General features: G+C 56.0%; 7 protein-coding genes. 2 read left to right on the plus strand and 5 right to left on the minus strand.

Features of this window, described 5'->3' with window-relative positions:
* Together F7Q90_RS23015 and F7Q90_RS23020 are read left to right on the plus strand one after the other, a co-directional pair.
* Nucleotides 1–164, plus strand: a 164-nt coding sequence (locus F7Q90_RS23015) for a transposase domain-containing protein (protein WP_151161046.1), incomplete at its 5' end; no start/stop codon positions are given.
* 17 nt (nucleotides 165–181) lie between these two features.
* On the plus strand, nucleotides 182–412 hold the full coding sequence (locus F7Q90_RS23020) for a hypothetical protein (RefSeq protein ID WP_006119003.1): 231 nt from the start codon (nucleotides 182–184) through the stop codon (nucleotides 410–412).
* Nucleotides 413–583: 171 nt separating this feature from the next.
* Here the strand turns inward: F7Q90_RS23020 and F7Q90_RS23025 are convergent, their stop codons facing one another.
* The 5 genes from F7Q90_RS23025 to katE all read right to left on the minus strand — a co-directional run bounded on the left by F7Q90_RS23025 (nucleotide 584) and on the right by katE (nucleotide 10,664).
* Nucleotides 584–1,348, minus strand: coding sequence for an SDR family NAD(P)-dependent oxidoreductase (locus tag F7Q90_RS23025; protein WP_006119004.1), 765 nt, complete (start codon nucleotides 1,346–1,348; stop codon nucleotides 584–586).
* A gap of 138 nt (nucleotides 1,349–1,486) precedes the next feature.
* Nucleotides 1,487–3,559: a glycogen debranching protein GlgX gene (glgX, locus tag F7Q90_RS23030; RefSeq protein ID WP_006119005.1), complete on the minus strand. Its 2,073-nt coding sequence runs from the start codon at nucleotides 3,557–3,559 to the stop codon at nucleotides 1,487–1,489.
* A 59-nt stretch (nucleotides 3,560–3,618) separates the two neighbouring features.
* Nucleotides 3,619–6,150 (minus strand): malto-oligosyltrehalose synthase, encoded by a 2,532-nt coding sequence (gene treY, locus F7Q90_RS23035; RefSeq protein ID WP_006119006.1) that lies wholly within the window; start codon nucleotides 6,148–6,150, stop codon nucleotides 3,619–3,621.
* Nucleotides 6,147–7,934 (minus strand): malto-oligosyltrehalose trehalohydrolase, encoded by a 1,788-nt coding sequence (gene treZ / locus F7Q90_RS23040; RefSeq protein ID WP_006119007.1) that lies wholly within the window; start codon nucleotides 7,932–7,934, stop codon nucleotides 6,147–6,149. Before treZ ends, treY begins: the two co-directional genes overlap by 4 nt.
* A gap of 465 nt (nucleotides 7,935–8,399) precedes the next feature.
* A complete protein-coding gene (gene katE, locus F7Q90_RS23045; protein ID WP_006119008.1) occupies nucleotides 8,400–10,664 on the minus strand; it encodes a catalase HPII in 2,265 nt (754 codons plus the stop codon).
* Between the last annotated feature and the right edge of the window lie 593 nt (nucleotides 10,665–11,257).

Here is an 11,257-nt window from a genome sequence, read left to right on the forward strand (position 1 = left end):
GCGGAGAACGTGCGGCGATCCTCTACTCTCTGATCGTCACCTGCCGGCTTAACGGCGTTGACCCCGAGACGTGGTTGCGTTACGTCATCGGTCATATACAGGACTGGCCGGTGAACCGGGTCCGCGATCTGCTGCCATGGAAGGTCGAGCTTCCCTCTGCCTGAACGTCAATACGGTCTGAATGCGACGCTTACATAAAGAAGGCTGTGTTCATCTTTATAACAGCCGTGGCCGGGAATTTATTGGTTCACTGTATAGCCGTCAGCAAGCGCTGACAGTGGCAAAAATCCATCATCCCGAAGCGATTCTGTGTACGGTCTGTCTGAGCCACTATGTCTGTCCCACAGCCGGCAACCGTCTCACTTCCCGTGGCCGTCCGCTGCCGACACGACATACGCCAAAATCATCCTGAATAAGGCTGAGTGATAAAGCAGGGGCTATGATGTCAGAAGGCGGAGGGCGCCGGTTAGCCCGACGTGAATGCCAGAAGTTGAAATGGCGGTTGCTGAACCCGTGAAATAAGGGGCAGCGGCGCTGTCGTGCAGTCAATAAAAAAGCAGCTGCGAACAGCTGCTTAAGCCGGTTAAGCCTGTTTAGGCTGACCGTTTGAGGCGGTCAGGCCGCCATCGACAGGCAGATTCGCCCCGGTAATGTAGCGGGCGTCATCGCTGGCAATAAACGCAATCGCATCAGCGATATCTTCCGGCTCCCCGGCGCGACGTAGCGGAATTCGGTCGTAGAAGCGTTCAAGCAGTGCCTGATCGTTCTTAACGCCTTCGGTCAGGTCGGTAAACGTAAAGCCAGGACAAATGGCGTTGACCCGCACGCCATCGGTGCCGTAGTCCATCGCCAGTGAGCGGGTAAAATTGGTGATTGCGCCTTTCGCCGCGTTATACACACTCATGCCCCAGTCGCCGCCCAGGCCTGATACTGACGAAATGTTCACGACGTTGCCCCGGGTTTTCAGCAGGGCAGGCATAAAATAGTGCACGCAGTGGAAGACGCCGTCGAGATCAACGCTCATCAGTTTTTTCCAGTCAGCGAGTTCAATCTCGTGAATGCGGCCCTGCACGATGATCCCGGCGTTATTCACCAGCACATCAACGCAGCCATATTTTTCTTCAACGCGGCTTGCCAGGGCCTGAACCTGGTCGGCTTCAGCGACATCACAATCGGCAACCATATGGTCCTGACCCGACAGTTGTGCCGCGACCTTTTCCAGTTTATCCCGGGTACGTCCCACCAGCACAACAGACGCGCCTTCCTCCGCAAAGCGTTTTGCACTCGCTGCGCCAATTCCTGATCCGGCGCCTGTCACTACAACGATTTTTCCTGTAAATCTGGACATGTTGCCTCCTTAATGGCGTTGCTTTTCTGTTGATACGCGTTTAAGCCTGGCAGCCACCAGGCTCAGGTCAAGCGCAGCGCGTCCGGATGCGCAGAGTTTAACCTGAGCAATCGCGGTACGCGTTGCGCTAACGCCGGCCTACGGCCTTCTGAACAGCGCCATACTGCGGCCTTCCAGTTCGAAGTCCTTTTCCTTGGTAATCACCAGACCGCGTTTATCCACATCGCTGGTGGTCAGCTCCAGCACCCAGCCGCCGTCACCGAACTGCGGAATACGGAAGGGCACATTACCCTCGAAAGGATTAATTAACATCAGCACGTCATACCAGATTCCTTCCTGATTCTGCAGGTCGGGCCGACCGATATAAACGCCAAGGGTTGAGCCTTCATCCCACTGTTCAGCCTGTTGCAGACCGCCGCCCGCATTGAACCATTTAATTTCCATGCCATCGCGCCAGCTTTCGCGCCGCAATAACGGCTGGGTTTTACGTAAGGCGATAATGTGACGGGTAAACTCGCGTAACGCTTCGGCGGAAGGGGGCAGATTGTCCCAGTGAACCCAGGAAATTTCACTGTCCTGACAATAGCCGTTATTGTTGCCCATCTGGCTACGGCCAAACTCATCGCCTGCCAGCAGCATGGGCGTACCGTGCGAGAAAAACAGGGTGGCCAGGAAGTTACGCTTCTGACGCTCACGGACGGCATTGATGCCCTCGTCATCCGTCGGCCCCTCAACGCCATAATTGTACGAACGGTTATCGTTATGCCCGTCGTTATTGTCTTCACCATTATCGGCATTATGCTTCTCGTTGTACGACACCAGGTCGTTCAGCGTGAAGCCATCATGCGCCGTGATAAAATTGACGCTGGCCCAGGGGCGGCGACCGCGCTGGTCATACAGATCGCCGGAGCCAAGCAACCGCGCCGCAAAGTCGGTAGAGACATTATTGCCTTTCCAGTAATCATGCACCGTATCGCGATACTGATCGTTCCATTCCGCCCAGCCCGGCGGGAAACCACCGACCTGATACCCACCCGGACCAATGTCCCATGGTTCCCCGATCAGTTTTAATCGGGAAAGCAGCGGATCCTGAGTAATGGCGTCGAAGAAGCCGCCGCGTGGATCGAAGCCTTCCGGTTCACGTCCCAGAATTGTACCCAGATCGAAGCGGAAGCCGTCGATATGCATGGATTCTGCCCAGTAGCGCAAGGAGTCCGTGACCATCTGCAACACACGTGGATGCGAGGTGTTGACCGTGTTACCGGTTCCGGTGTCGTTAATGTAGTAACGATGCTGGTCCGGTAATGTACGGTAGTAGGAGAAGTTATCGATGCCTTTAAACGACAGGGTTGGACCGAGCTCACTGCCCTCGGCCGTGTGGTTATAAACCACGTCCAGAATCACTTCGATACCGGCATCATGGAAGGCGCGCACCATATCGCGGAATCCCTGAATCCCACGCGGGCCGAAATAGCGTGTGGCCGGGGCAAAAAAGTTCAGTGAGTTATAGCCCCAGAAGTTTTTCAGCCCTTTATCCAGCAGGTGTTGATCGTCGGGAAACCAGTGCACCGGCAGCAACTCTACTGACGTAATGCCCAGACTTTTGATATAGCCCACCGTCGACTGATGGCTCATGCCGTCGTAGGTGCCGCGCACCTCCGGGGGTAACGCCATGTTCAGTTGGGTGAAGCCTTTCACATGGGTTTCATAAACGATGGTTTCTGACCAGGGAATCTGCGGCCGGTTCTGATCCTGCCAGTCAAATTCGTTCGGATCGATGACGCGACATTTCGGCGTAAAAGGCGCACTGTCGCGATCGTCAAACGTCAAATCTTTATCGTCGTGATACAAATCATATGCGAAGTGCGCCTCATTCCAGGCAATATCCCCGGCCAGTTCGCGCGCATACGGATCGACGAGTAATTTGTTAGGGTTGAATCGGTGACCGTTTTCCGGGTCGTAAGGGCCATACACCCGGTAGCCATAAAGCGCACCTGGCTGTAAACCCGGCACGTAACCGTGCCAGATCTCATGCGTAAACTCTGGCAGCTCCAGACGGGCGATCTCCTGCTTGCCGCTGGGATCATAAAGACACAGCTCTACGCGTTCTGCATGCGCAGAAAACAGCGCAAAGTTGACGCCTTGCCCATCATAATTTGCCCCAAGCTGATGGGCCGATCCCGACGTAATTTCAAAACGATGATTTGACATCTGTCCCTCTCAATTAACGAACCCAGTAACGGCGTTTTAGTCCTTGTACCAGCCTGTTTCTAGCAAGCTAACAGTGCCAGTGCCCAAAAGTTATTTAACCTGTCCAGCGCAATATGGTCGGTCAGGGTGATTTCCTCGCCGCTCAGCAGATCGCGGTAGCGTCGATGCGCCAGCGCCTCAGGCAGCGGGATCGCGGTGTCATCCCAGCGTCCGGCAGGCGGGGACGTCAGCGTCTGTAGCGTGTTAAAAATCAATCGCGGCGTAATCACAATAATCGCCTCGTCACCCTGCGTGCGGGCAAACGCCAGCAGCGCGTCCTCATGGGCGCCCTGTGCCGTCAGCGGCAGGTACGCGCCCCGGGCAAAGAGCGCGGGGTGCGACTGCCGGGCGTTCAGCAAGGCCTGCGTGGCATACTGGTTCACGTGACCACTGAGCCAGCCCTCAGGCGTATCGGGCAGCGCGGTGATGCCAGCATGCAGCATCTTGTCCAGCGCCGCGTAATCGGGCTCACGCCGGTTGTCCGGATCGACCAAGCTGAAGTCCAGCGCTTCACTTCCCTGATAAATATCCGGCACGCTGGGTGCGGTAAGTTTGATAATTCGCTGGCTCAGACTGTTTATCAGCCCGGCCTGAATAAACGGCTGTAATGCGGCGACAAAATCCTGCAGAAAAGCCTGATTATCAGGGGAGAGCAGATGATGAGCGTAATCCAGTACCGCCTGTTCGTAATCCGTATTGTTTTCCGTCCAGTCGGTACGCAGCTTGGCTTCACGTAGGGCTTTTTCAACGTAGCCGGCAAAGCGCTCGGCCAGGGCGGCCAGTCCGGCCCGATCATCTGGTTGCAACGTCGGCGGCCAGACGCCCGCCAGTGCCTGAAAGAGTAGCCATTCCACGGTGGCTTCGGGTGCCGGACCCTCCGCAAGCGAGCGGACCGCCGGGCGATTCAGCTCACGCCAGCGCGCGACGCAGGCTGCCCACTGCTGCGGTGCTTCTGTCAGGGTATAGAGACGGGCACGGGCATCTTCGCCACGCTTAGTATCATGGGTTGAACTGGCGGAAAGAGCATCGGGCTGGCGCGCAAGGCGGTCCTGCATTTCCTCATGAAACTGCGCCGGTGAAAACTGCGCCTGCAGCGGTTCTGCGCCCACTTCATTCAACGCCAGCGCCATGTTTTGACGATAAAACAGCGTGTCTTCGATGGATTTCGCCATCAGCGGGCCGGTCAGTTGCTGGAAACGTGTACGGAAGCTGTCTGCCTGCCCGGTCACCGCATGCGCCACATCACCCTGCATAATGCGCAGCAGGAAATCCAGCGCGTGGCTGTCCGGTGCATGAGCTGATGCCTTGACGTCTGCGGCGACCGCCTGTAACCGTTGCTGGTCATCGGCGGTCAGGCCCTGCGTATTGCCATAGGTACGATAAACCGGAAACGCCACCAGCAGCTCACGCAGCGCGTTGCGCAGATCGTCCGGGCGCACGGCGACGTTTTCATCTTCGGCAATAGCCGTGGCCAGCTGCAGCAGACGTGAAAACTCGCCGGCAAAGTTACGGTCTGCCATCAGGCATTTCGCTTTACGCAGTTCCTCTTCCATCTGCACGTCAGCGCCGCTGACGTCTTCCCATGCCTGACGCAGTGACCCAAGCGTTTTATTATCCACCAGCACATGAGACAACGCGCTAATAAATTCATAGCCCGTGGTGCCCGAGATGGGCCAGTCGGCCGGAAGGTGTTCTCCGGCGCCCAGGATTTTCTCAACGGTGAGATAACAATCTGGCCCGGCGGCCTGGCGGAGCTGCTCCAGATAGCCTTTGGGATCGGCCAGCCCGTCAACGTGGTCAACGCGCAGTCCGTCAACCGCACCGCTGTGTACGAGGCTCAGAATAAGCCGGTGCGCATCTTCGAACACCGCCGGATCTTCCAGCCGCACGCCCACTAAACCGGTGACCTCGAAAAAGCGACGATAGGAGAGGTCGTGTGCAGCATTGCGCCACGACATCAGCCGCCAGGGCTGCTGCTCATGCAGTGCCGCCAGGTCGCCTTTGCCGCTGAGCTGGAGCACTGCTGCTTCTCGGCCCTCCCAGCTTGCCGGGGTCAGCGGATAATAGCTTTCGAAATAGGCCAGCGCGGGCTTGCCTGTATCGGGATCGCGTTTCACGCTGATCTCGCCATTTTCCAGCACGGTATCGATATCGTCGCCCAGGAACGGCAGCGTTAAGCGCCGTGACCAGTCAATATCAAAGTAACGTGCATAGCGGCTGTCCTGACCATGCTCAAGGACGTCGCGCCACCAGCCATTTTCCAGCGAGGCCGCCATGTGGTTGGGTACGATATCAATAATCAACCCCAGTCCGGCGGCTTTCAGGGCGCTGACCAGACGATCAAAGCCCGCACGACCGCCAATGGCCGGATCGATCGCGTTGACGTCGGTGACATCGTAGCCGTGGGTGGATCCCTTTGTAGCGGTAAAAATGGGCGAGGCATAAAGATGGCTGATGCCCAGGTCTTTCAGATAGGGCACCAGCGCCGCAGCACGATCAAACGTCATGCCGTTACGAAACTGAATACGGTAGGTAGCGGTTGGAATACTCATTTGCTGTCTCCCGCAGCCAGACGAACCACGATGGAATGTTGGGGCAACCGATCGGCCGCTTTCGGCCAGGCAAAGAGGGTTTCACCGGGTATTTCAGGCAGCGGCTGGGCCTGCTCACCTATGTTCAGCGCCATGGACAGTGTCCCCGCAGGAAAGGTCCAGCTCACGGCAACAAAGCCCTCGGCAGTCGCCAGCACCTGACCGCTGTGACCGCCTGCGGTGGCCAGCAGCGGGACAATGGACTGCTGTCGGATTGCCAGCAGTGACCGGGTCAGCGTCAGCCAGCGTTGGCCTTCCTCACTTTCCAGCTTGCGCCAGTCCAGCTTTGAACGCACAAACGTCGCTTCGTCGTTTGGATCGGGCACGCTTTCGCCCTCATGACCGGCATGGCCTTCAAACTCTTTTGCCCGGCCTTCACGCACGGCTTTAGCCAGATCGCCATGAAAATCGGTAAAGAACAGGAAAGGGTGGGTTTCGCCATACTCTTCCCCCATAAACAGCAGCGGGATATGCGGTGATAACAGTAATGTCGCCAGTAGCACCTGTGTACGTTCAGCGCCGGCCAGCGAAATCAGCCTTTCGCCCTGCGCACGGTTGCCCACTTGGTCGTGGTTCTGAATAAAATCAACAAAGGCCACAGGCGGCTGTCCCGTGCTGTCTACACCGCGTTTCTCACCGGACTGAACGGACACCTCACCCTGATAGACAAAGCCCTCGGCCAGCGCGCGCGCCACGCGTTTTTCAGGCTGATCGGCAAAGTCTTTGTAGTAAGCGTGCGTTTCACCGGTGGCGAAGACATGCACGGCATTATGGAAGTCGTCATTCCACTCCGCCGTAAACAGCGGCACGCCGCCGTCTTCCGTCCTGGGGTGCAGGAAAATGACGTTACGGCAATCTTCGGTGGTGAGGTGAATCTGGCGGTCAGGAATGTCCACCCGGATCCGCTCAGCAATCTCCGTCAGCACGTGCTTGTCAGCGATATCCTCAATCTGATCGATGGCATCAAAACGCAGGCCATCCAGACAATACTCCTGCAGCCAGAAAAGGGGCGCTTCCGCGATATAGCGGCGAACGGCGTCAACATCATAGGCAATACCCGCGCCCCACGGCGTCATGCGATCTTTGTGAAAGAAGTCGGGTGACAGCAGCGGCAAATAATTTCCGTCCGGACCAAAGTGGTTAAGCACGATATCGAGTACAACTGCAATGCCATAGCCATGCGCGGCATCAATAAACGCTTTGAAATCGTCGGGCGTACCGTAGGCGGCATGCGGTGCGTAAAGCAGCACGCCATCGTAGCCCCATCCGCGCTGGCCGCCAAACTGCGAGACCGGCAACACCTCAATCATGGTGATGCCGGTCTCAGCCAGATAAGGCAGTTTTTTAATTGCGGCCTGGAAAGTACCTTCTTCCGTGAACGTGCCGATATGCATTTCATAGACCACGCTTTCCTGCCACGGACGACCACGCCAGTCGGTGTTCTGCCAGCGATAGTGTGTCGGATCGATAACCAGCGACGGTCCACTGACATCATCCTGCTGCGCGCGTGAGGCGGGCTCGGGGATAACGGTGCCATCGTTCAGCACAAAGTTGTACGCTGCGCCCGCCTGAATGCCGCAGGCATGATATTCAAACCAGCCGTCTTCGGCGGGTGTCATGGCACTATCCTGACCGCCCAGTCGCAGCGTGACCTGCTGCTGGCCGGTCGCCCAAACGCGGAAACGCACACTCCCGTCGGCCAGAAACTCCGCCCCCCAACTCTTACAAAATGCTGTCGATCCCATTCCGTTGCCTCTTTAATCAGAAAGTACGCAATAAGCACCCTCACGCTATCGGTCAGCCGAGGGTACGGGTTGAAAATGTTGTTAACGAGATCAGGCACCCAGGAGAGGGGAACGCCTTCATCACCTCTGCCTGCGTTACTATTCAGAAAGTGTTATGTGTCATACCGCTTCAGACGCCAGGCAGCGTCTGTTTCACACCATGCTTAAGCCCTAATCATAGACTACGTTGCCGCATTTACTGCGCGTGCCCGCCTTTGTACACGATTTATTCCTCAGCGAGGCTGATACGCACCGCCATCGGGCCCGCCCTGGTTTTCGCTGAACTTTATGGAAAATCAGATAAAACCCTGTGCCGTTATGCACAAAAAAACCGCCGTAAACAGCGGTTTCGCGGTCAAATAGGTGAATTTATGTGACGTTGTCACGATAACGTCAGCCAGACCCGAAAGCCTGGCTGACGCGCCATCAGGCCGGGATGGTTTCCGCCTTTTGGCTACGTGACCAGACGCGGTGTTCGGCCATGGCCGCCGTGAAATCATTCATCAGCGCGATTTCAGCATTGTCGGCTTCCACGATGCCGTCTTCCTGCTGATTCTCATCCAGGTCAAACTGCGCTTTAAAGCGACGCGCTTCCCCACTCAGACCAATGACTTTCAGGTGCTTGTACGCTTCCAGCAGGAAGTAGCGCGCATCACCGCTTTTCAGCAGCGCATCCATGTTGCTATCGGGAACGATCACGGCGTCGAACGTAAGGGAAGGCAGGCCGTTAAAGGTGGCATCGATGGGTAACTGTGATCCATTGTCGGCACTGACCTGGCCCATGTGCGCCGCCAGCAGTTTCGTATGCACGCCGGCCGTTTTCAGGTGTTGCAGGATATGCAGCACATCATCGGCGTTAACGCCCTCGCTGACTAACAGCGCCACCTGGCGGCCTTTGATATACCCATCCGGGATCGCGTACAGGCTCAGGCTGTCATCTTTTTGCAGGCCGTTAACCTCTTTTGGCGCGGCGGTATTCAACTGGTCGTCGCTGAGCGCAATTCCCAGATTGGCGGCAACACCCTGCGCCAGCGTGACGTCAATGCGCAGCAGATGATCGAGCACACGCTCACGAATGTAAGGGCGAGCCACTTTACTCAGTTCAAACGAATACGCGCCAATAATATGTTGCTGTTCGATGGCAGTCTGGCTGTTCCAGAACAGTCGCGGCTGTGAATAGTATTCGCCGAATGAAGGGCTGCGTTCGCGCACTTTATGTCCTTCAATGCGCTCCTGATAGCTTTCAAAGCCGCCTCCTTTTGCCGCCGGTGGGGTTTCCCGTGGCCAGTTGTCATTGATCGAGTTCGGCTCGTAGTTGGCCGGATTGGTATCAATCTCCATCCGGTGCATGCCCTGACGCTGAAAATTGTGGTAAGGGCAAACCGGGCGGTTAATCGGAATTTCATGGAAGTTAGGCCCGCCAAGACGGCTGATTTGCGTATCGGTGTAGGAGAACAGACGGCCCTGAAGCAGGGGATCGTTGGTGAAATCCAGGCCGGGAACGATGTGACCGGGATGGAAGGCGACCTGCTCGGTTTCGGCGAAGAAGTTGTCCGGGTTGCGGTTCAGCACCATTTTGCCGACGCGCACCACAGGCACCAGCGCTTCAGGAATCAGTTTGGTGGCGTCCAGAATATCAAAGTCAAACTTAAACTCATCCTCTTCCGGAATCATCTGCAGGCCAAGCTCAAACTCAGGGAAATCACCCGCTTCAATCGCTTCCCACAGATCGCGACGGTGGAAGTCGGGATCGCGGCCTGTCAGCTTCTGAGATTCGTCCCACAGCAATGAGGCTTTACCGGCCAGCGGTTTCCAGTGGAAACGCACAAACGTGGCTTTACCTTCGTCGTTGATCAGGCGGAACGTATGAATGCCGAAGCCTTCCATCGTGCGGTAGCTGCGTGGGATACCGCGGTCGGACATCGCCCACATAACGTTGTGCAGGGTTTCGGGCTGCAGCGAGACATAATCCCAGAATGTGTCGTGCGCACTCTGGCCCTGAGGGATCTCATTGTGCGGTTCGGGTTTCACCGCATGCACAAAGTCCGGGAACTTATGCGCATCCTGAATAAAAAAGACGGGCGTATTGTTGCCCACTAAATCAAAAACGCCTTCCTCGGTATAGAACTTGGTGGCAAAGCCACGAATATCACGCACGGTATCCGCCGAACCGGCACCGCCCTGAACGGTAGAGAAGCGCACAAAAACCGGCGTGATCTGCTCAGGCTCGCTCAGAAAATGGGCTTTGGTCACGTCCTTCAGCGAGCAGTAAGGCTGGAAGTAACCATGGGCGGCCGAGCCGCGCGCATGGACGATGCGCTCAGGGATGCGTTCATGATCAAAATGGGTGATCTTCTCCCGCATAATAAAATCTTCAAGCAGCGTCGGACCGCGTGATCCGGCGCGCAATGAGTTCTGGTCGTCTGCAATACGGGTGCCCTGGTTGGTGGTCAGCGCGCTGCCTGTGCCTCCTTTGCGGTTCACCTCCAGCTGATCCAGCTTTGCATTACGCGTCTCAGGGGCTTTAAGGCTGCCGGGCGCCGTTGGTTGTTTCCCCGGTGGTGTGGGTTCGGCAGGAGGCTGATGTGAACCGTCTTTGGGGGCTAATGATCCCAGGCCGGGCTGTGAGGATTCGGGGCCGGTGGTTGGGGCACGGTGATTCAGGGGCGTAGTAGATTTCTCATTCGACATGACACATTGCTCCAGCTTTTTTTATACGACATGAGGTGGCTGTAAATATAGAACACCTCACCGATTACGCCTGAAAATATTCTGTTTAACCGGTGCGCTTAAATATCGCACGGTGTGTGATGCCTGTTTTTTTATTTTCAGTAAAGCACAGGCGGAAATAATTTATTAGCGAAATTAAATAGCAAATTTTGGATATTTTTTCGTTGTTTTTCATTTGTTTGATTGTTTTCTGTAAAGACGGGGAAGGGTCGGGCAATCGTCGAACTTTTATTTTTCATGCGGTATTTTCTGAAACAGGTCGCCTCTCGTGATTAACGCACTTTGCTGGCGATACGGTATTTTACGCATAGCGCTATACCGCTGCGCTTATTAAGATAAAGGGCGATGTGATTGAGTCAGACAAAAGACAAAGCAGAGCCGGTGATAGTGTGCAGAGCGGATAAAAGGGGAACTGACAGAGGAAAAGTGGCTTTGTTGAATAAATCAGATTCGGGGCGAGTGTCCCTGTAGCAGGGCAGAGTTTCAGGCAATACGGACACTTTCTGGCATTCCTGCCTTTGTCATTCTGTTCAGCGCTCGAACCATGGCCAGAG

It is taken from the genome of Pantoea stewartii subsp. stewartii, assembly GCF_008801695.1.
GTDB classification, from domain to species: Bacteria; Pseudomonadota; Gammaproteobacteria; order Enterobacterales; family Enterobacteriaceae; genus Pantoea; species Pantoea stewartii.

Excerpts from the sequence above, each read along its gene's own strand:
- treY (WP_006119006.1), bottom strand. The coding sequence starts at position 6,150 with ATGAGTATTCCAACCGCTACCTACCGTATTCAGTTTCGTAACGGCATG.
- katE (WP_006119008.1), bottom strand. The coding sequence starts at position 10,664 with ATGTCGAATGAGAAATCTACTACGCCCCTGAATCACCGTGCCCCAACC.
- glgX (WP_006119005.1), bottom strand. The coding sequence starts at position 3,559 with ATGTCAAATCATCGTTTTGAAATTACGTCGGGATCGGCCCATCAGCTT.
- F7Q90_RS23020 (WP_006119003.1), top strand. The coding sequence starts at position 182 with ATGCGACGCTTACATAAAGAAGGCTGTGTTCATCTTTATAACAGCCGT.
- treZ (WP_006119007.1), bottom strand. The coding sequence starts at position 7,934 with ATGGGATCGACAGCATTTTGTAAGAGTTGGGGGGCGGAGTTTCTGGCC.
- F7Q90_RS23025 (WP_006119004.1), bottom strand. The coding sequence starts at position 1,348 with ATGTCCAGATTTACAGGAAAAATCGTTGTAGTGACAGGCGCCGGATCA.